The 26,014-nt window shown below is 71.6% G+C and carries 20 protein-coding genes; 8 read left to right on the top strand and 12 right to left on the bottom strand.

Annotation, left to right across the window (positions count from 1 at the left end; all coding sequences use genetic code 11):
• Window positions 1-45 precede the first annotated feature (45 nt).
• On the bottom strand, window positions 46-2,064 hold the full coding sequence (locus FH608_RS14095) for a WD40 repeat domain-containing serine/threonine protein kinase (protein WP_139630898.1): 2,019 nt from the start codon (window positions 2,062-2,064) through the stop codon (window positions 46-48).
• A 199-nt stretch (window positions 2,065-2,263) separates the two neighbouring features.
• Here FH608_RS14095 and FH608_RS14090 point away from each other — a divergent pair, with 199 nt between their 5' ends.
• From FH608_RS14090 to FH608_RS14060, 7 genes are all read left to right on the top strand, one after another.
• Window positions 2,264-3,130: an MEDS domain-containing protein gene (locus FH608_RS14090; RefSeq protein ID WP_139630897.1), complete on the top strand. Its 867-nt coding sequence runs from the start codon at window positions 2,264-2,266 to the stop codon at window positions 3,128-3,130.
• On the top strand, window positions 3,120-3,917 hold the full coding sequence (locus FH608_RS14085) for an ATP-binding protein (protein WP_139630896.1): 798 nt from the start codon (window positions 3,120-3,122) through the stop codon (window positions 3,915-3,917). Before FH608_RS14090 ends, FH608_RS14085 begins: the two co-directional genes overlap by 11 nt.
• 166 nt (window positions 3,918-4,083) lie before the next feature.
• Window positions 4,084-6,201 carry a PQQ-dependent sugar dehydrogenase gene (locus tag FH608_RS14080; protein WP_139630895.1) on the top strand — a complete coding sequence of 706 codons (2,118 nt, stop codon included), beginning with the start codon at window positions 4,084-4,086 and terminating at the stop codon, window positions 6,199-6,201.
• Window positions 6,202-6,210: 9 nt separating this feature from the next.
• Window positions 6,211-7,125, top strand: coding sequence for a sugar phosphate isomerase/epimerase family protein (locus FH608_RS14075; protein WP_139630894.1), 915 nt, complete (start codon window positions 6,211-6,213; stop codon window positions 7,123-7,125).
• Between the two features lie 133 nt (window positions 7,126-7,258).
• Complete coding sequence (locus FH608_RS14070; RefSeq protein ID WP_139630893.1) at window positions 7,259-8,377, top strand: LacI family DNA-binding transcriptional regulator; 1,119 nt, start codon at window positions 7,259-7,261, stop codon at window positions 8,375-8,377.
• Window positions 8,378-8,399: 22 nt separating this feature from the next.
• Window positions 8,400-10,478: a beta-galactosidase gene (locus tag FH608_RS14065; protein WP_226899484.1), complete on the top strand. Its 2,079-nt coding sequence runs from the start codon at window positions 8,400-8,402 to the stop codon at window positions 10,476-10,478.
• 62 nt (window positions 10,479-10,540) lie between these two features.
• A complete protein-coding gene (locus FH608_RS14060) occupies window positions 10,541-11,266 on the top strand; it encodes a ThuA domain-containing protein (protein WP_139630891.1) in 726 nt (241 codons plus the stop codon).
• A 170-nt stretch (window positions 11,267-11,436) separates the two neighbouring features.
• Here FH608_RS14060 and FH608_RS14055 read toward each other — a convergent pair whose 3' ends face one another.
• Window positions 11,437-11,628 (bottom strand): hypothetical protein, encoded by a 192-nt coding sequence (locus FH608_RS14055; RefSeq protein ID WP_139630890.1) that lies wholly within the window; start codon window positions 11,626-11,628, stop codon window positions 11,437-11,439.
• A 308-nt stretch (window positions 11,629-11,936) separates the two neighbouring features.
• Here FH608_RS14055 and FH608_RS14050 point away from each other — a divergent pair, with 308 nt between their 5' ends.
• A complete protein-coding gene (locus tag FH608_RS14050; protein ID WP_139630889.1) occupies window positions 11,937-12,923 on the top strand; it encodes a LacI family DNA-binding transcriptional regulator in 987 nt (328 codons plus the stop codon).
• Between the two features lie 18 nt (window positions 12,924-12,941).
• On the opposite strand, the gene FH608_RS14045 is transcribed toward FH608_RS14050, so the two are convergent.
• From FH608_RS14045 to FH608_RS14000, 10 genes are all read right to left on the bottom strand, one after another.
• Window positions 12,942-13,922, bottom strand: a complete 981-nt coding sequence (locus FH608_RS14045; RefSeq protein WP_226899483.1) for a substrate-binding domain-containing protein — start codon at window positions 13,920-13,922, stop codon at window positions 12,942-12,944.
• Window positions 13,919-14,974, bottom strand: a complete 1,056-nt coding sequence (locus tag FH608_RS14040; RefSeq protein ID WP_139630888.1) for an ABC transporter permease — start codon at window positions 14,972-14,974, stop codon at window positions 13,919-13,921. Before FH608_RS14040 ends, FH608_RS14045 begins: the two co-directional genes overlap by 4 nt.
• Before the next feature lie 58 nt (window positions 14,975-15,032).
• A complete protein-coding gene (locus FH608_RS14035) occupies window positions 15,033-16,550 on the bottom strand; it encodes a sugar ABC transporter ATP-binding protein (protein WP_139630887.1) in 1,518 nt (505 codons plus the stop codon).
• Window positions 16,547-18,961 carry a glycoside hydrolase family 172 protein gene (locus FH608_RS14030; RefSeq protein ID WP_139630886.1) on the bottom strand — a complete coding sequence of 805 codons (2,415 nt, stop codon included), beginning with the start codon at window positions 18,959-18,961 and terminating at the stop codon, window positions 16,547-16,549. Before FH608_RS14030 ends, FH608_RS14035 begins: the two co-directional genes overlap by 4 nt.
• Entirely contained in the window at window positions 18,951-20,366 is a 1,416-nt protein-coding gene (locus FH608_RS14025; protein WP_139630885.1) for an L-fucose/L-arabinose isomerase family protein, read from the bottom strand. The genes FH608_RS14030 and FH608_RS14025 overlap by 11 nt, the downstream gene beginning before the upstream one ends.
• Window positions 20,367-20,668: 302 nt before the next feature.
• Window positions 20,669-21,676: a LacI family DNA-binding transcriptional regulator gene (locus FH608_RS14020; protein ID WP_226899481.1), complete on the bottom strand. Its 1,008-nt coding sequence runs from the start codon at window positions 21,674-21,676 to the stop codon at window positions 20,669-20,671.
• 27 nt (window positions 21,677-21,703) lie between these two features.
• Window positions 21,704-22,783 carry a glycoside hydrolase family 172 protein gene (locus FH608_RS14015; protein WP_139630884.1) on the bottom strand — a complete coding sequence of 360 codons (1,080 nt, stop codon included), beginning with the start codon at window positions 22,781-22,783 and terminating at the stop codon, window positions 21,704-21,706.
• A gap of 14 nt (window positions 22,784-22,797) precedes the next feature.
• Window positions 22,798-23,595, bottom strand: a complete 798-nt coding sequence (locus FH608_RS14010; protein ID WP_139630883.1) for a carbohydrate ABC transporter permease — start codon at window positions 23,593-23,595, stop codon at window positions 22,798-22,800.
• Window positions 23,585-24,565, bottom strand: coding sequence for a carbohydrate ABC transporter permease (locus tag FH608_RS14005; protein ID WP_226899480.1), 981 nt, complete (start codon window positions 24,563-24,565; stop codon window positions 23,585-23,587). Before FH608_RS14005 ends, FH608_RS14010 begins: the two co-directional genes overlap by 11 nt.
• Window positions 24,549-25,898 (bottom strand): ABC transporter substrate-binding protein, encoded by a 1,350-nt coding sequence (locus tag FH608_RS14000; RefSeq protein ID WP_226899478.1) that lies wholly within the window; start codon window positions 25,896-25,898, stop codon window positions 24,549-24,551. The genes FH608_RS14005 and FH608_RS14000 overlap by 17 nt, the downstream gene beginning before the upstream one ends.
• Between the last annotated feature and the right edge of the window lie 116 nt (window positions 25,899-26,014).

Raw genomic sequence — 26,014 nt, 5'->3', positions numbered from 1 at the left:
CGCTACCCTACGACATACGTCTGGACCGCGATGCCTCGGGTGGCTTCAGGAGGTGCTGGGCGAGTTGACCGTGAGGTGGACGCGGACGTTCATCCCGTCCGGGACGACCATCAGCCGGCGCACCAGCTTGCCGTCGAATCCCACGACCCGGAGCTCGACGTCGTCGGTGTTGTCCCGCTCCCAGCAGTACAGGTGGGTCTCGTCGTACCAGCCGAGCACCGTGTCGCAGTCGGAGGTGAACGTGCGGATCTGCTTGCCGGTGGCGGAGTCCCAGAGGCAGTGCTCGCCGTCGCCGCCGTCCGGGCAGTCGGTCACGAACGTGCGGCCGGACGGCGAGAAGATGTCCGCCCGGTTGTACGGGATGGGACCGACGCCGGGCACGTCGCGCACGGGCTTGCCGGCGGCGTCGAAGAAGCGCAACCCCTTGTCCTCGCCGTAGACGACGACCACGCCCTCCTCCTCGGCGTCCCAGCCGAACTCGTGGTCGCCGATCGAGTCGTCGCTCACCTCGACCACGCTGACCTCGCTCTTGGCGATGTCGTTCCTGGCCACGGTGACGATGGCGAAGCCCAGGGTGACCCAGTCCTCCTTGCCCTTCTTGTCCTTGATCTGCTTGTTGATGTTGAGCAGGATCTTCGAGCTGTCCTTCGTCCAGGCGCGGACGGAGCTGTCCAGCGGCTTGCGCACGGTCCTGACCCGGAAGCTCGACCCGGCGGCCCGGTCGGTGATGAGGACCGAGTCGTAGTCGTCGGAGGTGTAGTCCTTCGGCCTGCTCGCCAGGTAGCGGCCGTCCGGCGAGACCCGCGACTCCAGGTTGTCGGAGTACTTGTCGAACGTGCCCCCCAGCGACTGCCTGGCGTAGTCGACGTAGCTGTCGGAGCCCTTGTCGTAGATCTCGTACGCGGTCAGCGTGGCCTGGGCGGACGGGTACTCGTACAGCGTGAGCTTCCCGCCGGGCAGCGTGGTCTTGACCGGTTTGGGCGCGGCCGTGGTGCGCGGCGGCCGGGTCGGCTGCTCCGGCGTCGCGCTCGCGGATCCGGTGGGCCCGCCCGCCACCGGGCGGCCCGGCAGCACCCGGGCGATCACCATCCCGGTCGCCACGAGCAGCAGGGCGACCAGGACGCCGCCGGCGGCGAGGACCGGCTTGCGGCCGAGGAACGGCGTGCGCGCCGGGGCCCGGCCGGGCGGCGGCGGGGTGGCGGGCGTCCTCGGCGAGGCCCGCCTGGTCCCCTCGGCGAGCAGGTCGGAGCCGGCCGGCGGGTTGTGCAGCAGCCGCATGATCACTTCTTTGGCGGCCGGCCGCTGCTCCGGGTCCTTGGCCAGGCACTGGCTCACCACCTCGCGCAGCGGCCCCTCCAGCGCGCCAAGGTCGGGCGGCTCGCGCAGCACCCGGCTCATCACGGCGTGCGTCCCGTCGCTGCCGAACGGCGCCCGCCCGCAGGAGGCGAAGACCATGGTCGCCGCCCACGAGAACATGTCGGCTGCCGGCCCGACCGCGCGCCCCATGATCTGCTCGGGCGACATGTACGCGGGTGTCCCGATCTGCGTGCTGCTGGTCATCGGGACGGGGCCGAGCGTGCGCGCGATGCCGAAGTCGATCACGCGCGGCCCGTCGGCGGCGATGATGACGTTGCCCGGCTTGAAGTCGCGGTGCACGACGTCGGCCTCGTGGATGGCGGCCAGCGCGGTGGCGGTGCCGATGGCCAGCCGGTCCAGCGCCGGGCCCGTGCGGGGGCCGTCGTTGCGTACGACCTGGTCGAGGGAGGGGCCCTCGACGTACTCGCTCATGATGTACGGCCGGCCGTGCTCGACGCCCGTGCTGAGCACCGCCGCGATGCAGAACGGCGCCACCTGCTGGGCGACCTGCGCCTCGCGCAGGAACCGCTCGACGCTCTGCGGGTCGTCGGACTGCTCGTGGCGCAGCCACTTGATGGCCATGTGCGCCCCCATGGGGGTCCTGGCGAGATAGACGACGCCCTGTCCGCCCTCTCCCAGCTTGCCCACGAGCTCCAGCCCGCCGAGTTCTTCCGGGTCGCCCGGCATAAGCGGCGTGAAGTACGGCATACGGTAATTGTTGCCCTACGGAGAGGATCTACGGACCGTTTACTGACTGGTAGTTTTAACAGAAGATCATTCTGTTGCAGGTGTCCTCCCGCGCCGGACGGGAAGGTGAAAGGGACAAATCGTCCCCTCTTGATCACTACGATATGGTCCGCGGCGATGCGGGCTCCGGGAGGTGACCGCGCTCGGGAAGGTGGCGTGCATGACGGTGGGTGCAGAATCGCAGATCACGGATCTGACGCTCAATGACCACGCCTGCCTGACGTTCGGCGAGCCGGAGGAGCTGCTCGACCTGACCGCGGCGTTCGTCAGGGACGGCCTTGCCGAGGGGCAGCGGGTCGTGTGGCTGGCCGAGGAGCCCGAGCGGCGGCTGGCCGAGCTGGGGCGGCGGGGCGTGGTGCCGGGCGATGCCGCAGCCGGGCGGATGACGATCATCGGGCCGCAGGACGAGCTGCTGAAGGACCGGGCGTTCGAGGTCAAGCACGCGATGCGCTGGCTGCGCGACCAGATGGCCCGCACGGCCCACGAGGGGTACGCGGGGCTGCGGGTCGCGTTCGACATGAGCTGGGCGTTACAGCCCATCTGCGGCATCGAGCAGCTGCCGTCGTTCGAGGAGGAGATCGCCGCGACCCTGACCGGCACGAGCGCGGCGGTCCTGTGCCAGTACGACCGCGAGCGGTTCGACCCGGTCACGCTGGCCTCGGTCTCCGGCTACCACACCCGTTCGGTCGCCGCGGCCACCTATCACCACGACGCGCTGCTGCGGATCTGCCGGCAGTACGCGCCGCCGGGCATCCGGCTGGCCGGGCAGATCGACCGGGCGGCCGAGGGCGCGCTCGGGCTGGCCCTGGGTGAGGCCATCCGGGTCGACGGCGACATCACGGTTAACATGGCGGAGCTGTCGTTCATCGACCTGTATTGCGCACGCATGATCATAGACGCCGCCCGTAGCCTGTCCCCGTCCCGCACGGTCGTACTACGTTGCAGTCCCGCCATCAGCGGGCGGTTCCTCCTGCTCGGCGCGACCGCCGTGCCCGGCATCAGCCTGGAGACCGCCCATGACACGTGATCGACCGACCGGCGGTCCGCCACCGGCCTCCGGCGGCGGACCGCGTGCCGAGGCGCCCGCCGTGGAGCAGCCCTTCGACGGCCAGTCCCTGTACGTGCTGCGGGCGACGCTGGAGGCGCACGCGATCCAGGCGGGGTTGCCCGAGGGGCGCACCGCCGACCTGGTGCTCGCCGTGCACGAGCTGGCCACCAACGTGGTCCTGCACGGCTCCGGCGCGGGAACGGTCCGCATGTGGATCGCCGACGGGAGCCTGGAGTGCCACGTCGCCGACCCCGCCGCCACGTCGCCGCGGGCCGGGGTGCCCGGCTGGCCGTACGAGCACGGGCACGGGCTGTGGGTGGTCCGCGCCCTCGGCGACGCGCACACCGTGAGCAGCGGCCCCGAGGGCACGGTCGCCACGGTCGCGTTCGCCCTGCCCCGCCCGCAACGGCCGCCCTTCCGGATGGCGCGCGACGACGGCGCCGGCCGCACCACGCTGCGCCTGTACGGGAGCCTGGACCGGCGGGCGGCGCTCGACCTCGTCAACGCCGTCCACGCCGAGCTCACGGGCCACGCCGCCACCGGCCACGCCGAGTTCGGCGGCGGCCCGCCACGGCGGCTCGTCCTGGACTTAACCGGCATGACGTCGTGGGACTCCGACGGCATCGCCGCCCTCCTGACGGCGCAGGAGCACGTCAACGCCGCCCCCGGCACCGTCCTGATCCTCTCCGGCGCCGCCGGGGAGTTCCGGCGCCGCCTCGACCTTCTCTCCCTCACCTCCCTCACGTACGAGGACCCGGCCGACTGATCCGGCCTCCTGGAGCTCCTCGTCCTGGCCGGCCGGCACTTAGTCCGATGGCCAGCGAAAGGTCACCGCTCGTCCGAAATTAGGCCCTTCTCGGTCGGCGAAACTCGGGTTACATTCACGCTACTTTGCCCTCTCTTATCCCCCCGAGCAGACCGAAGGGAGAGGCATGAGAGCGCGCACCGCACTCGCGGCCATGACCGCTGCGGCGATCCTCTTACCCGCCGCCACCACGCACGCCGCCGTCCACGCCGCCGCACCGGCTTCTGGGACGTCGGCGCCGCCGCCTGACAGCGACTTCCAGAAGGTGACGCTCAACGACAACCCGGGCGAGCCGATGGACCTGGCGGTGTTACCGGATTCGAGGGTCCTGCACACCACCCGCAAGGGCGAGGTCTGGCTGCACGACCCGCGGACCGGCCTCAACACGCTCGCCGCCCGGCTCGACGTCTACCGGCACGACGAGGAGGGGCTGCAGAGCGTCGCGCTCAGCCCCGGCTTCGGCAGGGGCTCCAAGGCCGACGACTGGGTCTACCTCTACTACTCCCCGCCCCTCGACACCCCGATCGACGACCCGGCGACGCCGGACGTCAACGAGGGCGACGCCCCGCTCACCGGCGCGCCGGAGGACTTCGCGCCGTTCAAGGGGCTGATCCGGCTGTCCAGGTTCAGGCTCACCGGCGCCACCCTCGACCTGGGCAGCGAGCAGCGCATCCTCGACGTGCCCGTGGACCGCGGCATCTGCTGCCACGTCGGCGGGGACATCGTCTTCGACGCCGCGGGCAACCTGTACCTGTCGACCGGCGACGACACGAACCCGTTCTCCTCCGACGGCTACAACCCGATCGACGAGCGCGCCGACCGCAACCCGGCCTTCGACGCCCAGCGCAGCGCCGGCAACACCGACGACCTGCGCGGCAAGATCCTGCGGATCACGGTCCGCTCGGACGGGTCGTACGCGATCCCGCGCGGCAACCTGTTCCGTCCCGGCACGGCGGGGGCGCGGCCGGAGATCTACGCGATGGGCCTGCGCAACCCGTTCCGCATCGAGCTCGACCGCTCCACCGGCGAGCTCTACGTCGGCGACTACTCCCCCGACGCGCGGGAGGCCGATCCCCAGCGCGGACCGGCGGGGACCGGCAAGTGGACACGGATCCGCCGGGCCGGCAACTACGGCTGGCCGTACTGCGCGACGGCGCGGCTGCCGTACGTCGACCACGACTTCGCGACCGGCGCGTCCGGCGAGGCGTTCGACTGCGCCGCGCCCGTCAACGACTCGCCGCACAACACCGGCCTGCGGGAGCTGCCGCCGGTCGTCCAGCCCGACGTGTGGTACTCGTACGGGCCGTCGGAGGACTTCCCCGGGCTGGGCACGGGCGGCATCGGCCCGATGGCCGGTCCGGCGTACGACTACGACCGGCGCGACGCGGCCGGCCGCGACTCCGTGGCCTGGCCCCGCTCCTACGACGGGGTCCCGCTCTTCTACGAGTGGACCCGCGACTACGTCAAGGCGTTCCACCGCGACGGGCGGATCGAGGACGTGCTGCCGTCGTTCGTGTTCGACAACCCGATGGACATGGAGTTCGGGCCGGACGGGGCACTCTACGTGCTGGAGTACGGCGACGGCTACTTCCAGGAGAACCCCGAGGCCCAGCTGGCGCGCGTCGACTACATCGGGCGCACCGGCAACCACACGCCCGTCCCGGTCGCCGCCGCGTCGGCGAGCGCCGGGCTGGCGCCGCTCACCGTGAGCTTCACCAGCGCGGGGACGGCCGACGCCGACGGCGACCGGCTGCGTTACGCGTGGGACTTCGACGCCGACGGCCGGGTGGACTCGCGCAGCCCGCAGGCGTCGTACACGTTCGAGGAGAACGGCCTCTACGACGCCACGCTGAAGGTCACCGACCCGAGCGGCAGGTCCGCCGCCACGTCGGTGCGGATCGTCGTGGGCAACGCCGCTCCGGTCGTGGAGCTGGTCCGGCCGGCGGAGGGCCAGTCGTTCAGCTTCGGCGACGTCGTCGAGTTCGAGGTGCGGGTCACCGACGACCAGCCGGTGGACTGCGCCCGCGTGACCGTCGACTACATCCTCGGCCACGACGACCACGGCCACCCGCAGACCACGGCCCGCGGCTGCTCGGGCTCCATCCAGACCACCGAGCCGAGCGGCCACGACCCGGAGACCGACAACCTGACCGGCGTCTTCGTCGCCGGCTACACCGACCCCGGCTCCGCCGACCTGCCGCCGCTGACCGGCAGCGACCAGGTCGTGCTCCAGCCCGCACGTTAGGAGATCACCATGTGTTACGGATACCGCCCCAGCAGGCGGTCGCTGCTGGCCGCGGGCCTGGGCGCGGGGGTGGCCGCCCTCGCCGCCGCCTCCCCGGCCGTGGCCGCCACGACGGGCCCCGACACCGCGCCGGGTCACTCCGGCGGCCGGCACCGCGTCCCTCCCGGGCAGATCAGCATGCAGCTCTGGACGGTCCGCGACGACCTGGCACAGAACTACGACACCACGCTCGCCTACCTGGCCGAGATCGGCTACCCGAAGGTCGAGCTGGCGCTCGGGTACTTCGGGCGGACGGCGCGGCAGCTGCGCGACTTCCTCGACGGGCTCGGCATCAGCGCCTCCTCCAGCCACGACGGCCTCACGACCGACCAGGCCGGGCTGGACACGAAGATCGAGAACGCTCTGACGCTCGGCCAGTCCTTCATGGTCGTGCCGTACCTGAACTCGACCAGCGAGGACGAGTGGAAGGCGTGGGCCGAGCGCATGAACGTCGAGGCGCGGGCCGCCCGCTCGGCCGGGCTGCGCTACGGCTACCACAACCACGCCCACGAGTTCACCACCGATCTCGGCGGCGGCAGGACGCCGTGGGACGTGCTCACCTCCGAGCTCGATCCGCGCCTGGTCCACCTGGAGATCGACATCTACTGGGCGGTCACCGGCGGCGTCGGGCGCGGCGCCGCCGACCCGGTCGGCTTCGCGCTCGACGTCATCCGCCGGGCGCCGCAGCGGGTGCTGCAGTTCCACGTCAAGGACCGGCATCTGGACGGCGACATGGCAGACCTCGGCACCGGCACGATCGACTTCCGGCGGATCTTCGACCGGCACCGCGTGATCGAGTACATCGTGGAGAACGACACGCCTGACGTGACCCCGCGGCGTACCTCCGAGGTCGGGTACCGCTACCTGCGCCAGGTGAGGTTCTGACCCGGGGCCGGGCCCGGCGTTCCCCGGTCCTGTGACCGGCGCCGGGCCCGGCCGCATGGTGAGACCGCTCTTGACAGCGAGGCTCCGCGGCCACGAGCCTGACTACGTAGTCAGCAGGCAGCGAGGAGCGGCGATGCCCCAGCCGAGACGCAGGCCGCCGGGCGGCACCGACGTCGCCCGGCTGGCGGGCGTGTCGCAGAAGACGGTCTCCCGGGTGATGAACGGCGAGCCGTACGTGAGCGAGCAGGTGCGCGAGCGGGTTCTCGCGGCGGCGCGCGAGCTCGGCTACCGCCGCAACACCGCCGCGCGCGCCCTCCACCTGGGCCGCTTCCACCGCATCGGGGTCGCCGCGCTCGGCAGCTCGCTGTACGGCCCGTCGTCGCTGCTCGTCGCGCTGGAGCGGGAGGCCAGGGAGATCGGGTACGCGCTGGCCGTGGTCAACACGCTCGAAGGGGAGGGCGACGCCGTCATGAACGCCGTCGAGTCGCTGCTCGGGCAGGGCGTGGACGCCATCGTGGTGTCGGAGCCGATCGACGAGGGCCGGGCGCTGCGCGTCGACCCCGACGTGCCGGTGCTGAGCTTCGGCCGGCTCCCCGGCCTGGACGGGCCGCGCGTGGTGGTCGCGGGCGCGTCCGGCGTGGAGGCCGGGCGGCGGGCGACCGAGCACCTGCTCGGGCTCGGGCACGCCACCGTCTGGCACGTCGCGGGGCCGCGCCGCTGGTGGGCGGCGCGCGACCGGGCGCGCGGCTGGCGGGAGGCGCTGGCCGCCGCGGGCGCCGCCGAGCCGCCGCCGCTGGAGGGCGACTGGTCCCCCGCGTCCGGGTACGCCGCAGGGCGGGTCCTCGCGGCGGACCCCGAGGTCACGGCGGTGTTCGTGGCCAATGACGACATGGCGGTCGGCGTGCTGCGCGCCCTCGCCGAGGCCGGGCGGGCGGTGCCGGGGGACGTGAGCGTGGTCGGCATGGACGACATCCCGCCCGCCGCGTACCTGTCGCCGCCGCTGACCACGATCCGCCAGGACTTCGCGGCGGTCGCCCGCCACGGCCTCGCGCTGCTCGTGGACGAGATCGAGCGCGCCACGAGCCCGGACGCCCGCCTCGGGCGCTCCCCCGGACCGGACGCCCGACCCTCCCCCGACGCCGGCTCCGGCTCCGAGCGGCTCCCGCGCTCGCGCGCCCACCCCGATCCGCTGCCCGCGCGCCTGGTGGTGCGCGAGTCGACCGCGCCCCCGCGCGAGCCAGGGGGCCATTGAACCGATGCGAAAGGACACGCACGTGCCGCGAGTGCTCTTCGGCGCCGCCTACTACCCCGAATACCACCCCGCCGAGCTGCTGAAGACCGACCTCGACCTGATGGCCGAGGCGCGGTTCTCGGTGATCAGGGTGGGCGAGTCGGTCTGGTCGACGTGGGAGCCGGAGAACGGCCGCTTCGACCTCGACTGGCTCCAGCCGGCCCTGGACGGCGCGCACGAGCGCGGCATCTCCGTCATCCTGGGCACGCCGACGTACGCGGTGCCGCCGTGGCTGGCCCGGCTCTACCCGGAGATCGCCGGCGAGCGGGCCACCGGGCAGCCCATCCCGTGGGGCGCGCGCCAGGAGATGGACTTCACGCATCCCGCCTTCCGCTTCCACGCCGAGCGGGTCATCCGCAAGGTGGTCGAGCGGTACGCCGGCCACCCGGCGGTCATCGGCTTCCAGGTGGACAACGAGCCGGGCCTGCACCTGCTGCACAACCACGCCGTCTTCCAGCGCTTCGTCGACCACCTGCGCGGGCGCTACGGCGACGTGGAGACGCTGAACCGCGAGTGGGGGCTGGTCTACTGGTCGCACCGCCTGTCGGACTGGTCCGATCTGTGGCGGCCCGACGGCAACGCCCAGCCGCAGTACACCCAGGCGTGGCGGCGCTTCCAGGCCGAGCAGGTGAGCGAGTTCATCGCCTGGCAGGCCGGCATCGTCCGCGAGTACGCCGCGCCGGGGCAGTTCGTGACCACGTGCATCGCCTACGACCGGCCCGGGGTGGCCGACGACGAGCTGACCAGGCGGCTCGACGTCACCGCCGGCAACCCGTACTACTCGATGCAGGACGCGTTCGCGCTGCCCGCGCCGCCGGCCTCGCCGCAGACCTGGATGACGATGAACACGTGGGCGCTCTACCTCAGCGCGGACCGGATGTTCTCCTCGCGGCAGGAGCCGTTCCTGGTCACCGAGACGAACGCGCAGGCCATCGGCCCGTCGTGGGTCAACCAGCCGGCCTATGACGGGCAGTGGCGCCAGGCCGCGTGGGCGCTGGTCTCGCGCGGCGCCTCCATGATCGAGTACTGGCAGTGGCGCACCCTGCGGTTCGGCACCGAGACGTACTGGGGCGGCGTGCTGCCGCACAGCGGTCGGCCGGGGCGCGCGTACCGGGAGATCGCCGGGATCGGCGCCGAGCTGGAGGCGGCGGGCGACCTGGTCGCCGGGCTGACTCCCGACGCGGACGTGGCGATGCTCTACTCGACGCCGAGCAAGTGGGCGCTGGCGGCGCAGCCCGCGCTCGCGCGCGCCGACGGCGGGCCGGACGAACGGTCCTACCAGGGCATCTTCGAGCCGTTCTACCGGGGCGCGTTCGACGCGGGCTGCCAGGTGCGGGTGCTGCACGCCGGGCAGGCGACCGGCGAGGAGCCGGGCGTCGTGGCGGCGCGGCATCCGGTGCTGGTGGCCGCCGGGCTCTACGTCGCCGACGACGCCACGCTGGACTGGCTGGCGACGTACGCGGCGGCCGGAGGGCACCTGGTGCTCGGCCCGCGCACGGGCTACGCCGACGTGGAGGCGCGGGCGCGCGGCGACGTGCAGCCGGGCCGGCTGGCCGAGGCGGCGGGCGCCTGGTACGACGAGTTCAGCAACCTGCCCGCCGAGCTGCCCGTGCGCGGCGCGGGGCTGCCGGAGAGCGCGGCGGGCGTCCGGTGGGCGGACGGCCTGCAGGCCGACGGGGCCGAGGTGCTGGCCGCGTACGAGCACCCGCACTTCGGGCGGTGGGCGGCCGTCACCACGCGGGCGCACGGCGAGGGGCGCGTCACCTGCGTCGGCACCGTGCCGAACGCGGCGCTGGCCGAGGCGCTGTTCCGCCGGTTCGTGCCCGCCCCCGGCGCGTGGGCCGGCACGCCCGCCTCCGTCACCTCGACCGGCGCCACCGCGGCCGACGGCCGGCGCGTGCGCTTCCTGCACAACTGGGCCTGGGAACCGGCGTCGGTGCGGGTGCCCGTGCGGGTCAGGGACGCGATCGGCGGCTCGGCGCACGAGGCGGGCGCGGAGCTCCGACTCGGCCCGTGGGACGTGCGGGTGCTGTGGGAGACGGCGGGCGCCGACGTACGCTGATCCCGCGCGCCGCCACGGGGCCGGCCCCTCCGCGCCGCTCGCACGGACCAGGAAGGAAACGCATGCCGGTCAACGTCACCGTCTGGAGCGAGAACTACCACGAACCCCGCGAGGAGGCGGTGCGCCGCCTCTATCCGGACGGCATGCACGGCGCCATCGCTGCGGGGCTGCGCGAGCTGCTGGGCGAGCGGGTGCGGGTGCGCACGGCCGTGCTCGGCGACCACGAGCACGGCCTGACCGACGAGGTGCTGGCCGGCACCGACGTGCTGACCTGGTGGGGGCACATGGCGCACGAGGAGGTGGACGACAAGGTCGTGGAGCGGGTGCGCCGCCGCGTGCTGGGCGGGATGGGCCTGCTGGTGCTGCACTCGGGCCACTACTCCAAGATCTTCCGCGCGCTGATGGGCACCACCTGCACGATCACCTGGCGCGACGAGGGCGAGCGGGAGCTGGTCTGGACGGTCGCGCCGGGCCACCCCATCGCGCGCGGCGTGCCCCGGCCGCTGGTGATCGAGCGGCACGAGACGTACGGCGAGCCGTTCGGCATTCCGGAGCCGGACGAGCTGGTGTTCGTCAGCAACTTCAGCGGCGGCGAGGTGTTCCGCAGCGGCTGCTGCTTCCGCAGGGGCCTGGGCCGGATCTTCTACTTCTCCCCCGGCGACCAGGAATACCCGATTTATCACCATCCGGGGGTGCGGCGCGTCCTGGCCAACGCGGTCCTGTGGGCCGCCCCTGCCGACGGCACGGGAGAGCCGCTGGCGAACGTCCACACCCCCATCACCTGGTAGGCCGCCTACAGCGTGGTCTCGCCGTTCAGGCCGAAGAAGTCGTGCCATTTGACGCCCGCGCCGAAAGCGGTGCCGGTGGACAGGGCCACGTACACGTCGTTGAGCGTGCCGCGCGTGAACGTGACGACGTCGTCCTTCCGTCGCCGTTCACGTCCGCCACCCGCGGCTGCTCACCAGCCAACGCGAACCTGGTCGCCGACGGCGGGCGCGCCGACCGTGGCGGCGGAGTCGATCCGTACCGTCGAGAAGAACGGGCTGGGCGGCGGCGAGGCGGCGGCCGTGGCGCCGGGGAGCGCCAGGCCGGTGACGGCGAGCAGGCCGGCCGGCCCCGTGCTCAGACATCGTCGAACGATCGGGAACATGACGTCTCCTGGCGGTGCCGGCCCCTGAGCGCGCGGCGGTCAGGAGGCCGTGAGGGTGGGGGGTGAAGGGAGAAGGACCTGAGCAATCGATTTCTCGATGGAACGTATGATCGCGACCTGACACGCGTCAAGCCCTGATTTGTCAGGCTTTCAGTCGGCCATTTGCCCAGGTGGATCCGCCCGCTTCACCGTCGCAGGAAGGGGGCACGTATGATCATCTTCGGAAAGCGATTCCTGGAGCAGGTGCCTGGGCCTCGTTCCTCGCGAGCACGGGCTGCCCGGCTCCGCGATGGTGGAAACTTGGAGCGATGCCTACTATCTACGATGTCGCGCGCGAGGCCGGCGTGTCGGCGGCCACCGTCTCGCGGGTGCTCAACGGCGCCACGACCGTCGACCCCGCCATGGTCGCGCGGGTGCTCACCGCGGTCCGCGAGCTCGGCTACCGCCCCAACGCGGTGGCGCGCAACCTGCGGCGCAGCCGTACGACGCTCTGGGCAGTGATCATCTCCGACATCGGCAATCCCTTCTTCACCGCCATGGTCCGCGGCATCGAGGACGTCGCCCAGCGCGAGGGCTACTCGGTCGTGCTGTGCAACAGCGACGAGGACCCGGTCAAGGAGGAGACGTACGTCGCGGCGGCGCTGAGCGAGCAGATGGCCGGCGTGATCATCTCCTCGTCGGGGAGCGTCAAGGCGGCCAAGACGCTCACCGGCTCGCCCGTCCCGGTCGTCGCCGTCGACCGCGAGCTGCCCAGGGCCGTCGTGGACACCGTGGTGGTCGACAACGAGGCGGGTGCGCGCACGGCCACCGAGCACCTGCTCGCGGCCGGCTACCGGCGGGTCGCCTGCATCACCGGGCCCGAGGGCGTCAGCACCGCCGACCTGCGGCTGCGCGGCTACACCGAGGCCATGCGGAGCAGCGCGCCCGCCGAGCCCGTGATCGTGCGGACGGACTTCCGCGAGCAGGGCGGCTACGACGCGATGGCCTCGCTGCTGTCGTCTCCCGAGCCTCCCGACGCGGTGTTCGTGGCCAACAACCTCATGACCGTGGGCGCGCTGCGCTGCCTGGCCGAGCGCGAGGTGGCCGTGCCCGGCCGGATGGGGCTGGTCGGCTTCGACGAGATCCCGTGGGCGGACCTGGTGCACCCCTCGCTGACGACGGTGACGCAGCCGACGTACGAGCTGGGCCGCACCGCCGCCCGCCTCCTGGTCGACCGCATCGCCACCCCGGCCGCCAAGCCCGCCAGGATCGTCCTGTCCGCCGAGCTGCACCCCCGCCGGAGCAGCAGCCGCTGACGCGGGCGCGGCGGCCCGTCAGTTCTGGCCGGACAGGTCGTACTGCTTGTACAGCTCGGCCGCGTTGTCCTTGGTGACCTGCGTGGTGCCGAGCACCTGCTGCTTCTCGACCGGCTGGCCGTGCAGGATCTTGTTGACGGTCTCGGCCGCCTCCTGCGCGCCGGTCGGGTAGATGAAGGTGGCCGAGAGCTGGCCGAGCTGGACGGCGCGGATGCCGCCGTCGGGGATGGCCAGGCCGTCGATGCCGATGAACTTGATCGAGTCGGCCTTGCCCGCCGCCTTGGCCGCCAGGTACGCGCCCAGCGCCATCGGGTCGTTGTGCCCGTACACGAGATCGATCTTCTCGTGCTGGGCCAGCCACTGCTGCATGATCGGGGTGGCCTGCTCCTTGAGCCACTTGGCCTCGCGGTCGGCGATGATCTTGATCGTGGGGTTGGCGGCGATGGCCTCGCGGAACCCCTTGTCGCGGTCGATCTGCGGCTGGTTGGACATGATGCCGCGCAGCTCGACGACGTTGCCGCCGTCCGGCAGCAGCCGCAGCGCCTCCTCGCCGGCCTTCTTGCCGATGAGCACGTTGTCGCCGCCGATGAAGGCCGTGTAGCAGTCGGTGTTGACGGTGCGGTCGAGCACGATCACGGGGATCTTCGCCGCGCACGCCTGCTCCACGGCCGCCGTCAGCGGCGCGGGCTCGGTGGGCGAGACGATGAGCGCGTCGACCTTCTGGGTGATGAAGTTCTGGACCTGGGAGACCTGGGTGGCGCTGGACTGCCGGGCGTCGGCGATCGGCAGCAGCTCGATGTCCGGATATTTCTTGAGATAGTGCTGAAGCTGCAGGTTGAGCTGCGCCCGGTACGGCTCGGCGTTGTTCGACTGCGAGTAGCCGACGACGAACGTGCTCTTGTCCCCCGAGGAGGCGGACGGAGCGGGTGCCTTGGACGCGCACGCGGCGGCCAGCGCGGCGCACAGCGCGACGGTGATGGTCGTGATGGTCTTGTTCACGATCGGGACCCTCCTCGGAGGAATGTGAAGAGATCGGGACGCTGCAGGACGACCGCCACGACGACGATCAGTCCCTTGATCACGAGCTGCCAGTTGTCGCTGACCGCGTTCAGGCCGAGCACGTTGTCCAGGAGCGTCAGGATGAGCGCCCCGACGAACGTGCCGGCGATCGTGCCCTTGCCGCCCGCCAGCGAGGCCCCGCCGATGACGGCTGCGGCGATGGCGTCCAGCTCGTACGACTGCCCGGCCTGCGGGTCGGCCGAGGCGCTGTAGGCGGCGTCGATCGGCCCGGCGAACCCGGCGAGCATGCCGGACAGCGTGAACACCGCGATCGTGACCGCCGTGACGTTGACACCGGACAGCCGGGCCGCGGTGGGGTTGCCGCCGACGGCGTACACGTGCCGGCCGAACCGGGTCTTCGTCAGGATCAGGTGGAAGACGATGCAGACCACGATGAAGGCCAGCACCGGGTAGTAGATCCGGTCGAACAGGTTGTGGCCGGGCGTGCCGAACACCTGGAACGCCTCCGCCTGCGGCGTCAGTTTGCCGTCGGGCCCGGCGATCTGGGTGCCGACGCTGACGTTGTCGCTGACCTGCCGGTCCAGGCCGCGCACGACCGAGAGCATGGCCAGGGTCATGACGAACGACTGGATGCGCAGCCAGGTGGTGCCGGCGCCGTTCAGAAATCCGAAGAAGGCCCCTACCACCATGCAGATCGGCACGATCTGCCACGGCTCCAGCGAGAACCTGGCCAGCATCATCGCGGCCGTCATCGACGCGATGCCCAGCAGCGACCCGACCGACAGGTCGATGCCGCCGGTCAGGATCACCAGGGTGACGCCGACGGCCAGGATGCCGCGGGAGGCGAACGCGCCGACGGCGTTGGTGAGGTTGGTCTCGTTCAGGAAGATCTCGCCCTTGGTGGCGATCCCGACGGCGAGGATCAGCACCAGGCCGATGTAGGCCTGCGCGGCGCCGAGCGCGGAGAGCGTGCGCCGCATCCGGTTCTCCCCCCGCGCCTTCACGGGCGGCGGCGTCCTGACCGCCGTCATGGGGTCACCTCCTCCGCCTTCGCGGCCGGCGGCGAGTTCGGCGTGGTCGTGCGGGTCGTCATGCGGTCACCTGCCGTCTGGCCATGGCGGCTTCGAGGATCGCCTCCTGCGTGGCCCGCCCCCTCGGGAACTCGGCCGTGACGCGGCCCTCGCAGAGGACGAGGACGCGGTCGCACATGGCGAGCAGTTCGGGCAGCTCGGAGGAGGCCACCAGCACGCCCTTGCCCTCGGCCGCCAGCGCGGACATCAGCGCGTGGATCTCCGCCTTGGCGCCCACGTCGATGCCGCGGGTGGGCTCGTCCATGAGGATCAGCGACGGCGCGGTCAGCAGCCACTTGGCCAGCACGACCTTCTGCTGGTTGCCGCCGGAGAGGTTGCCGACGGTGAAGCGGATGCCGGGCGCCTTGACGCGCAGCTCGCGTACCTGCCGCTCGACGGCGGCATTCGCGCGGCGGGCGGCCACGACGCCGAGCCGCAGGAAGCGCCCGAGCGAGGGCAGGCCGACGTTGAAGCCGATGGTGTTGCCGAGCACGAGGCTCTGCGCCTTGCGGTCCTCGGCGACCAGCGCCACGCCGCGCCTGATCGCCGCCTTCGGGCTCTTCGGCCGGTACGGCCGGCCGCCCAGCGTCATCGCGCCTCCGGCCGCCCGGTGCACGCCGAAGATCGACTCCAGCAGCTCGCTCCTGCCCGCGCCCATCAGGCCGGCGACGCCGACGATCTCGCCCGCCCGTACGGTGAGGGAGACCTCGCGCAGCGGGGTACGTCCCGAGCCAGGCTCGCCGGGCACCGACAAGCCCTCGACCGTCAGCAGTTCCTCGCCCGTGGAGCCGCCGGCGGCGCGGGGGAACATCTCGCCCAGCGGGCGGCCGACCATCATCTGGATCAGCTCGTCCCGGTCGATGCGGTGCCGCTCGCCGATGTGGCGGCCGTCGCGCAGCACGACGACCCGGTCGGCGATCTCCTCCAGCTCCTCCAGCCGGTGCGAGATGTAGATGACGGCCACGCCGCGGCCGGTCAGGTCGCGGATGACCCCGTACAGCCGCCGCACCTCGGCGTCGGCCAGGGCCGAGGTGGGCTCGTCCATCACGAGGACGCGGACGTTCTGCGACAGGGCCTTGGCCACCTCGATGAGCTGGCGTTCGGCGATCTTGCACTGCTTGACGAGCGTGCGCGGCGACAGGTCGAGCCCGAGGCCGCGCAGCAGCTCGGCGGTGCGCGCCTCCGTGCCCCTGCGGTCGAGCAGCGCGCGCTCCCTGCCGAGGAAGAGGTTGTCGGCGATGGACAGCTCGGGCACCAGGTTGAGCTCCTGGTGGATCATGGCGATGCCGTGCCGCCGCGCGTCCCTGGGCGAGTGGATGTGCGCGACCTGGCCGCCGACCTCGATCTCGCCCTCGTAGTCCTTGAACACCCCGGCCAGGATGTTCATCAGGGTCGACTTGCCCGCGCCGTTCTCCCCGAGCAGGGCCACCACCTCGCCCTCGGCCACGGTGAGCGAGACTCCGTCGAGCGCCCGCACGCCGGGGAAGGACTTGCCGATGGCCCGCATCGTCAGCACCGTGCCCGCTTCAGAACTCACCGCAGGCTCCAGGCCGTGTAGGAGGCGGCCGACCAGGGGGTTCGCGGGGTCAGCCGGACGGTGATCTCGCGTTGTCCCCGGGTGACGGACGCGGGGATCTGGTAGACGTCCTCCAGCCACCTGCGGCTGGTGTTGCCGAGCGGCTGCGCCCAGTCGGCGAGGCGCCGCCCGTTGACGGTGACCTCCGCGTGCTGCCCGGCGACACTCTGGTCGCTCGTACGGCGCAGCTCCACGCCCCGGTTGTTCCGGTCGATCGCCAGCGTGAAGGTGACCGGCTCGCCCGTGACGCGGTGGACGGCCTCGAGGGTGTCGGGGTTCCTGAAGTCGCCCTCGAACGCCGAGTTCAGGGTCACGGCCTCGCCCTGGCCGGTGTAGGCGTGGCGCCGCTCGCTGGCCGGGTCGCCGACCGTCAGCGCGTCGGTCCGCGACGTGGCGCTCCCGTCAGAGCCGTACCAGTAGGCGGTGGAGGAATAGACGCCCTCGACGTCGTTCGTCCAGCCGTGCTCGATGTCGAACGTGAGCGCGCCGGCGAACGGCACCGCGTCGCCGATCATCAGCCGGTACGCGCCGGTGCAGTCGCCGTTCGCGGGGCAGCCGGTGGCGGGGGCCAGGTGCGCGGTGTTGCCGTGGAAGGGGGTGGTGAAGGTCTCGCGGTTGAAGTACCAGCCCGCCTGGTAGAAGTCCTCGGTGCCGGTGCCGTGGATCTGCGGGGTGCGCGAGCCGTCGACCTGGACGCGCTCGTCGCCCTCCAGGTAGTTGCGGGTGGTGGGGCCGCGCATGGTGTGGCTGACGCCCACGAACTTGCCGTGCGCGCCGGAGACCCGCAGGAAGGGCCAGCTCGTGCCGGGGGTGGTGGCGCCGCTGCGGGACTGCGTACGGAAATAGCCGGCATTTCCTGGCATGGGGCGGTGGGCTGAGGTGACCGTGGCCTTGCCCTCGATCGCGCGGCCGGAGTCGTTGCGCAGCTCGACCGTCGCGCCCGTCCGGTACGGCATCGGCCACCAGGCGCTGAGCGTGCGGGTCTCCGCGTCGACACCGAACATCAGCGACCTGACCGGCATCATCGCGTGCCCGGCGCCGAAGAACTCACCGGCCGGCGAGTCGACGGTGCGCCGGCCGTCGAAGCTGATCCGCAGCCGCAGCCCCTGCAGGATCTCCTGCGCCGCGCGTACCTTGGCCAGTTTCGCCGCGTCCATCGGGAAGGCGAAGGTCCGCTCGCCCTGCCAGGTCTGCGCGGCGATCCGGTAGCCGTGCGCCGCCTCGTCGGCAGCGTCGCCCACGTCAACCGTGTCGGTGCGCTCACCGGCGCTGTCCACCCAGTACGTGAACTCGTTGTAGTCCAGGTCAGACGACACGAACACGTTCTTGATCGTGATCTGTGACTTGCCCCTGGTCGCGGCGGCCGGCAGGTCCACGCTCTCCTCGGCCCACATCCCGGCGGCGCCGAGCGCGCTCGGCGGCCACTGCGCGACCTCCTCGCCGTCGACCAGCACCTTGGCGATCTGCCTGCCGATGGCCGGGTCGATGCGCCTGGTCAGCCGTACCCCGTCGTTGGCGGGGTCGATCTTCACGGTGAACTCGCTGGAGCCGTCGCGCCCGAACGCCCTGCCCTCGTCGGCCTCGGTCTCCGGCAGCACCTGCTCGGCCTGCGGCAGCCGGAGCGTGATGCCCGACAGCAGGCCGGAGCCGCGCGTGCGCGCCACCCGTACCGACGCGCCCGGGGCCAGGTCGATCGCGGCCTCCTGCGTGCGCGCGCCCGGGAGCGCCGGCTTGGGGTCGCCGCCCGCCCTGAGCCTGTCGATCACGTCCTGCGCCCTGTCGGCCGGGTCGAACGCGCGCACTCCCTCGGCGTCGGCGAACGTGCGGTAGCTGACGTGGTAGAAGAGCGGGTTGTGCTCGGTGGTGATGCGCATCGAGCGGGTGAACGGCATCGGCACCTCGACGTAGACGCCGCCGGAGCTCTGGTCGGCGTTGCCCACGAGGGGGTGGGCGAAGGGGGCGCCGAGCCTGCCGTCCACCAGGTCCTGCAGGCTCGCGTCCACCACCTTCCTGCCGTCCAGCTCGATGGTGATCTTCCCGGTCCTGGTGACGTCGCCGCCGTCCCTGGTGAACCAGATGGCCTGCACCTCGCCGGCGCCGGTGTGCTCGGCGATGACGCAGCCCTGCTCGGTGGTGCTCAGGCAGGAGTACGTGCCCTCGAAGCCGTCGTTGTTGTCGCCGGTGCGGTCGAAGCTGGAGAACTGCTTGGTCTGCACGCCGACCGGCAGCTCGGGCAGCCGGTCGAGCCTGCGGTAGACGTCCCACCCGACGGGGCCCTTGGCGCCGCCCTCCTCCTGCTGCCGCGCGTGGGCGGGGGCCGCCAGACCGCCCACCAGCAGGGCCGCCGTGGCCAGAATCGCGCTAAGCCGCATCGCCGAACCCCTCGAACTCGACACCCAGCTGCTTGCAGACCGCCGCCAGCTCGGCGACATGATCACCGGGCACGGCGTGGATGTGGTTGGAGCCGAACCGGCCCAGGAACTCGGTGGCCGGCACGTGCAGCCTGGTGAAGGCGTGCGGCCACTCGAGCGTGGACTGCCGGGCCATCGCCTCGTTGGTCGCGTCGTCGTACCGCTCGAAGGCGCCGCGCATCACGTGCATGCGGTAGGCGCCGTCCCTGCGGGTCAGGCGGGCGAACGTGGCCGCGCCCGGCGCGGCGAGGTGGTGCACGCTCGCGCCGCCCGCCGGGAAGAAGAACACCTCGGGGTAGAAGTGGGTCATGGCCAGGTTCTCGGCGGGGTCGTCGGACCTGGCCGCGTACCAGGTGGCGTGCTGGCCCGAGTTGCACAGGTCCCAGACGTCCCTGTCGGCGTGGTAGTGGCGCACGTCGGCGAAGAGCACCGGGTCGCCGCTCAGCAGCTTGAGGATCTGCATCGTCAGGGCGCCGTCCATGTCGGCCTCGGTGGCGCAGACGTGCGTGTCCTTCGGGCCCTCCCAGTCGTACGGGTCGTTGAGGAACGCCTCGGCGATGTCCATCGTGCAGAAGTGGGTGGTCAGCTCGGGCTGGCCCTTGATGCCGGAGAAGTCCAGCCGCCACTCGTCGATGAGCTCGCGCATCGCGTAGTAGCTGCGGATCTGGCGTTCGAGCAGCTCAGGGGTGAGCTGCTTGCCGTCGTAGTGGACGTTGCCCATGGTCTCCAGCCATGTGCGGGCCTCCTTGACGCGGGCCGGGGACGCGTTCTCGCTGCGGCGGACGACCTCCCACTGGTCGATCTCCTCCACGTCCACGCCGAACGTGCGCATCCACTGGTCGGTGTTGGCGACGGCGGTGTACATGCCCATCGGCCGGCCCCCGATCCGGCCGAAGGTGGATCCGCGCAGCCCCCTCACGGCCCGCGCGGCCCGCACCTCGGTCAGCACCCGCTCCCTGACGGCGGGGTCGTCGATGTCGCCCCAGGCCCGGGCGTGCACCCGCCCGATCTGGTCCAGCCCCCCGCCGCCGGCCAGCATGCCGACCATGCCGGGCTGGGCGGGATCGAGGTTCGCCATGAGCAGCAGCGGGCCGGGGGTGGACTCGGCGGCCAGCATGGTGAAGTGCGGGAAGGCCCAGACCGCGTAGTTGAAGATGGTCAGATCGGGCCTGCGATCGGCCAGCCACCTGGCCTGCGAGGTGGCCAGCTCGCTCGTCCACACGATCTCCGGCGCCACGATCACCTCGTGGCCCTCCTGGCGCAGCGCCTCGGCGAGCGCGGTGGTGGCGGTGGTGATGTGCTCCACGAGATCGCGCGCGACGAAGTCCCGCCCGTCCGAGATGCTCAGCACTCCGATACGTGACACGGGGTATGACCTCCATGCGGTGAGAAATCGATTGCTCAGAAATCGATTTCCATTCAAGCTAGATCGGGCCTCTGGGACCGTCAATCCCGGCTCACATCACAGAATCGCAACGGTGAGCCGGTGTGCGGTCGCCTCGCCCGGGTCCCCTCTGGCCGGCTCGCCCAGGTCCTTCCGGCCCGCTCTCCTGGGGCCTTCCGGGCTGGTCGGCGCGGGGTGAGACCGGTGCGGGCACGTCGCCGGCGCCGTCGTCGGCGGGCATCGGTGCCGCACAGGCATGGGATCGGCGCGAGCGAGGGGAGGGCTCAGTGCGGGCGGGGGTGGGAGCTCTCGCGGGGGTGGAGCTCGGTCTGCAGGACCATCCGGGCGGCCGGCCGGGCCGGGTTCTCGATCCGGTCCGCCAGCAGGCGCGCCGCCGCCCGCCCCAGCTCGTACGTCGGCTGCCGCACCGTGCTCAGCCCGGGCCGGAACAGCCGCGCCCACGGGATGTCGTCGAACCCGATCACCCCCACCCGCTCCGGGATCGGCACCCGGCGCTCCGTCAGGCACTCCACCGCCCCCACGGTCATGAGGTTGTTGGCCGCGAAGACCGCGTCCATCTCCACCCCCTCGTCCAGCAGCGCCGCCATCGCCGAGTAGCCGCCGGCCTCGCGGAAGTCCGCGTGCCGCACCAGGGCGCGGTCCAGCGGCACCCCGAAGGCGCGCAGCGCCCGCTGGTAGCCGCGCAGCCGCTGCATGGCCGTCGACATGCGGCGCGGCCCCGTGATGCAGGCGATCCGCCGGTAGCCGGACGCCAGCAGGTGCGCGGCCGCCAGTTCGGCGCCCTTCTCGTTGTCGACCAGGACCGCGTCCACCTCGGTCCCCGCCAGTTCGCGGTCGATGGTGACGACGGCGGTCCCGGCGGCCACGAGGGCGGAGAGGTCGGTGGAGTCGTCCGCCGGGGAGATGATCACGCCGGCCATGTTGTCGGCCAGCGCCACCGCGATGTACTCGGCCTCCCGCGCCCGGTTCTCGTCGGTGTTGCACAGCACCACCGAGTAGCCGGACTGGCGCGCCCCGTCCTCCACCCCCCGGACGAGGGAGGTGAAGAACGGGTTGCCGACGTCGGAGACGAGCACCGCCCACAGCGTCGTCTGCCTGCGCCGGAGGTTGCGCGCCACCCCGTTCGGCCGGTATCCGAGCTCCCGTACGGCCGCCAGCACGCGGGCCGCCAGCTCCGGGTTGACCGTGGCGCGGCCGTTGAGCACGCGGGAGACCGTCGCGGCGGAGACCCCGGCGTGCCGCGCGACATCTTGGATCTTGACCAAACCCACCCCATCTCGTCGCCGGCTGGAAATCGATTACGCGGGCGGGAAGGGCAGTCGCTCCTCGACCGGCGCCAGCCCGAACGGCCGGTGCGGCAGCGTCTGGTACCAGTACGCCACCGACGAGAAGTCGTCCGAGCGCTTGTTGGCGTGGCCGTGCTCGATCGTCACCCTGATCGACTCGGTGAAAGTGATCGGGTCCTCGACGTGGAAGCGGTAGAGGGAGATCTCGCCGCTCCAGTTGTCCCCGCCGGGCAGGGTGATGCCGTGGTACGGCGCGTGGTAGGTCTGCGTCGGGCACCAGGCGGTGTTGAAGTAGTCCTCGGTGCCGGTGCCGTGCAGGGAGGGCGGGAACGGCTCCCCGTCGATGAAGATCATGTCGTCGCCCTCGCCGTACCAGTTCCAGTCGCTGGTCTCGCGCAGGTTGCGGATGTTGAGCACGCAGCCGACGTAGTGGCCGCGCCCGGCGGCGTCGAGGATGACGTAGTTGCCGTCGCCGGTGTCGTTGATCCCCTCGACCTGGAACTCGCGGTTGCTCTGGCCGCCCTGCGGGATCCCGTCGGTGGGCCGCTCGCGCCGCCACTGCGCGTGGAAGTGGCCGAGCTCGGCGTCGGCCGCGTCGAACAGCTCGTAGTCGATGTAGTAGTAGAAGAAGACCGGCTCGGCCGACAGCTCGCTGATCAGCTCGACCCGGGCCCGGCTCGCGAACGGCATGTGGAACCACGAGTTGAAGCCCTTGCCGTCCTGCGGGCTCATCTGCAGCGGCGCGGAGACGAAGTTCGCCGTCCTGGCGTGGCCCATGCCGAAGAAGTCGCCGAGCGGCACGAGCACGCTGGGGTGCTCCTGGTCGTCCCAGGTGATCTTCAGGACGAGCCGGCGCAGGTAGTCGACGTCGACGGCGTCCGGCACGTCCTTCATCGGCAGCGCCACCGTGCACCAGATGTGGTTGATCGAGCCGGGCCCCTCGATGTCGGCCAGGGTCGCGGTGGTGCCCGCCCGGACCGTCAGCCGGTCGTCGTTCCCGCCCGTGCGGTCGTAGCTGGAGACCCGCCTGCGCCGGGAGGTCCGCAGGCGGGGCAGGTCGCGCAGGCTGCTGCCGTGGTTTCCGTAGGTCATGCGGTGGGGTTCCTTCACTTCAGTCCGGAGGTCTTGATCGCCTCGACGAGCCGGCGCTGGCCGAGCACGAACGCGATCAACGTGGGCACGGCCGCGATCACCGTCGCGGCCAGGACGTAGTTCCAGGCCGAGCCGTACTGGCCTTGGAGGGTGGCGATCCCGACCTGCACCATGCGCAGCCCGGGGTCGCGGGTGGCGGTCAGCGGCCAGAGGAAGGCGTTCCAGTTGGCCAGGAAGAACAGCACGGCCAGCGAGGCGAGCACGGGCCGGCTGAGCGGCACGACCACCTGCCACCAGCGCCGCAGGTAGCCGCATCCGTCGAGGTCGGCGGCCTCCTCCAGCTCGCGCGGGATCGTCAGGTAGTACTGCCGGAGCAGGAAGATCCCGAACGCGTGGAAGATCGCGGGCAGGATCAGCCCCGCGTACGTGTCCAGCAGGCCGAGCTGCCTGGCCACCAGGAACAGCGGCACGAGGATCACCGGCAGCGACACCAGCAGCGTGGACACGATCACCGAGAAGATCAGCTGCCGCCCGGGGAAGCGCAGCCGGGCCAGCGCGTACGCCGCCATCGAGTGCAGCACGAGGGCGACCACCGTGACGGCGGCCGAGACGACGAAGCTGTTGAGCATGTAGCGGCCGATCGGCACCTCGGTCAGCACGTACAGCAGGTTGTCCAGGGTGAGCCTGGTGGGCAGGGCCACCTCGAACAGCTCGTCCGCCGGCTTCAGCACCGTCACCAGCAGCCAGACCAGCGGCGCCACCGTGACGGCCGCCAGCACGTACGCGAGCCGGGCGCGCAGCCTAATCGGCATCGAACCTGCCTCCCCTCGTCAGCCCGAACATCAGGCCCGTGGCCACGACCAGGAAGGCGACGACCACGGTGGTCAGCGCGGCCGCGTAGCCGTAGTTGTTGAAGGTGAAAGCCTGCTGGTAGATGTAGAAGACCACGGTGGACGTGCTGTTGGCGGGGCCGCCCTTGGTCAGCACATAGACGAGGTCGAAGGCCTGCAGCCCGGTCACAGCGCCGACGGTGGAGTTGACCAGCACGAAGAAGCTGGTCGGGCGGAGCAGCGGCCAGATGACGTGGCGGAAGCGCTGCCAGGAGCTCGCCCCGTCGACCCGGGCCGCCTCCTCGTACTCCTTGGGGATGTCCTTGAGGCCGCCCAGCAGGATGAGCATCTGGTAGCCCATGAGGAACCAGATGCTGATCACCACCAGCGAGCCGAGCGCCAGCGCGGGGTTGCCCAGGAACGACACGTCGCCGAGCCCCGCGGGCCGCAGCAGCGCGGGCACCGCGCCCTGCTTGTCGGCCAGCAGGAACTGCCAGATCACGCCGACCACGACGAGGCTGATGACGTGCGGCAGGAAGAACAGCGTGCGCACCAGGCCGACGCCGGGGAAGTGGTCGCGGACCAGCAGCGCCAGCCCGAGGCTGACGACGAAACCGATGGGGACGAAGGTCACCACGTACGTCAGCGTGACCTTGACGCTCTGCCAGAGCTGCGTGTCCCCGGCCATCTGGCGGAAGTTGTCGAGGCCGGCGAAGGTGTAGCCGCCGAACCCGTCCACGCTGAACAGCGACACGCCGATGGCGAGCACCATGGGCAGCCCCACGAAGACGAGCAGCCCGAGCAGGTCGGGGGCGACGAACGCGTACCCGGCCAGGGCCTCGCGCCTGCGGCGGCTCCACCTCGGGGACGGCGCGCCCGGAGCGGCCGGCGCCGCGGCCGCCAGAGCGGGGCGGTCGCCGGGCGCGGCGCGCGTTTCAGAGCATGGCGGCACCCTGGTAGCCCTTCAGGAAGGCGTCGATCTTGGATGCGGCGTCGGCCGCCGCCGTGGCCGGGTCGGCGCCGCCGAGCTGGGTGGCCTGGATGGCGTCGGAGACGGCCTTGTAGACCTCGGGCGTGTAGCGCGGCTCGCCCCTGCCGCCCGGGACCACCTCGTCCAGGAAGACCTTGAGCGCGGGCTTGTCGAACGCGCCCGCCGCCCTGGCCGCCTCCTGGACGGACTTGCGGGCGGGCAGGTTGGTCTTGACGACCGTGTTCCACTGCCGGCCGCGCTCGACGCCGGCCTCGTCCGTCGCGCCCAGCGCCCAGGCGATGAACGTCGCGGCCGCCTCCGGGTTGGCGCCCTTGGCGTTGGCGACGAACGCCCAGCCGCCGACGTCGGTGGTGTAGGTGCCGCCGTCGGGCACGGGCAGGGGGAAGACCCCGTACGGGAAGTCCTTCTTCTGCTGCTCCATCTCCGACACGGTCCAGATGCCGCTCTGCTGCATGGCGACGTACCCGCTGCCGAGGTTGGCCGGGCCGTTGCCCGCGCCGTCACCCTGCGGCTTGCGCGGCGCGACCTTGGTGGTGACGGCGTCCTGCCAGAACTTGAGCGCGTTGTGCACGGCGGGCACGTCGAACCCGGGCTTGCCGCTCTCCGGCACGGCCGAGCCGCCGCCCATCCACATGAACGGGTACCAGGTGAAGTTCTGGTAGTAGCCGGGGATGGTCTCGAAGAGCAGGCCGAAGCGGTCCTTGGTGGTCAGCTTGGCGGCCACGTCGAGCCACTGGTCCCAGGTGGCGGGCAGGTCGCCCTCCGACAGCTTGGCCTGCTCGAAGGCCGCGACGCTGTAGTAGACGGCCAGCGGCTCCTGCTCCATGGGCAGGCCGTAGACCTTGCCGTCCACCGTGCGCGTGTCGAGCACGCCTCCGTCGAAGTCGGCGATCTGGTCGGGCTTGAGGTACGGCGTGAGGTCGGTCAGCACGCGGCCGTTGTGGTAGCGGAGGAAGTCGCCGGGGCTGAGCAGGAAGATGTCCGGGCCCTGGCCCGCGGAGAAGGCGGTCTGCAGCGCGGTGCCGGCGAGGTATTCGGAGACGGGCAGGTAGTGGAGCTTGACCTTGACGTCGTTGTTGGCGTTCCAGGCGGCCACCAGGTCGGTGAACCACTTGCTCCGGGCGTCGCCCTGCGGGTTGGGGCCGTAGAAGTTCCAGAACGTCAGCTCCTTGGCGTTGCCGCCCTGCCCTCCTCCCCCGCACGCGGCCACCAGCGGCGCGGCCATCGCCGTGCCTAACATGACGGCGCCGCCGCGCAGCAGCGATCGGCGGGTCACCCTCTCGAATGCCGGCATGTCGCTTCCTCCTGATCGCGCGAGAGCTCGCCGCGAAGCGAGCAATCGATTTCTCAGAAATGTAGAAGTCGACATGCCCAGCGTCAAGAACTCACCGTCCCAGAGGCCAAAGATCA

Origin of the sequence: Nonomuraea phyllanthi, assembly GCF_006334985.2 — a bacterium.
GTDB lineage: Bacteria > Actinomycetota > Actinomycetes > Streptosporangiales > Streptosporangiaceae > Nonomuraea > Nonomuraea phyllanthi.
This window is presented reverse-complemented; position numbering and strand designations above follow the sequence as displayed.

Excerpts from the sequence above, each read along its gene's own strand:
- FH608_RS14095 (WP_139630898.1), bottom strand. The coding sequence starts at position 2,064 with ATGCCGTACTTCACGCCGCTTATGCCGGGCGACCCGGAAGAACTCGGC.
- FH608_RS14090 (WP_139630897.1), top strand. The coding sequence starts at position 2,264 with ATGACGGTGGGTGCAGAATCGCAGATCACGGATCTGACGCTCAATGAC.
- FH608_RS14085 (WP_139630896.1), top strand. The coding sequence starts at position 3,120 with ATGACACGTGATCGACCGACCGGCGGTCCGCCACCGGCCTCCGGCGGC.
- FH608_RS14080 (WP_139630895.1), top strand. The coding sequence starts at position 4,084 with ATGAGAGCGCGCACCGCACTCGCGGCCATGACCGCTGCGGCGATCCTC.
- FH608_RS14075 (WP_139630894.1), top strand. The coding sequence starts at position 6,211 with ATGTGTTACGGATACCGCCCCAGCAGGCGGTCGCTGCTGGCCGCGGGC.
- FH608_RS14070 (WP_139630893.1), top strand. The coding sequence starts at position 7,259 with ATGCCCCAGCCGAGACGCAGGCCGCCGGGCGGCACCGACGTCGCCCGG.
- FH608_RS14060 (WP_139630891.1), top strand. The coding sequence starts at position 10,541 with ATGCCGGTCAACGTCACCGTCTGGAGCGAGAACTACCACGAACCCCGC.
- FH608_RS14055 (WP_139630890.1), bottom strand. The coding sequence starts at position 11,628 with ATGTTCCCGATCGTTCGACGATGTCTGAGCACGGGGCCGGCCGGCCTG.
- FH608_RS14050 (WP_139630889.1), top strand. The coding sequence starts at position 11,937 with ATGCCTACTATCTACGATGTCGCGCGCGAGGCCGGCGTGTCGGCGGCC.
- FH608_RS14040 (WP_139630888.1), bottom strand. The coding sequence starts at position 14,974 with ATGACGGCGGTCAGGACGCCGCCGCCCGTGAAGGCGCGGGGGGAGAAC.
- FH608_RS14030 (WP_139630886.1), bottom strand. The coding sequence starts at position 18,961 with ATGCGGCTTAGCGCGATTCTGGCCACGGCGGCCCTGCTGGTGGGCGGT.
- FH608_RS14015 (WP_139630884.1), bottom strand. The coding sequence starts at position 22,783 with ATGACCTACGGAAACCACGGCAGCAGCCTGCGCGACCTGCCCCGCCTG.
- FH608_RS14010 (WP_139630883.1), bottom strand. The coding sequence starts at position 23,595 with ATGCCGATTAGGCTGCGCGCCCGGCTCGCGTACGTGCTGGCGGCCGTC.
- FH608_RS14000 (WP_226899478.1), bottom strand. The coding sequence starts at position 25,898 with ATGCCGGCATTCGAGAGGGTGACCCGCCGATCGCTGCTGCGCGGCGGC.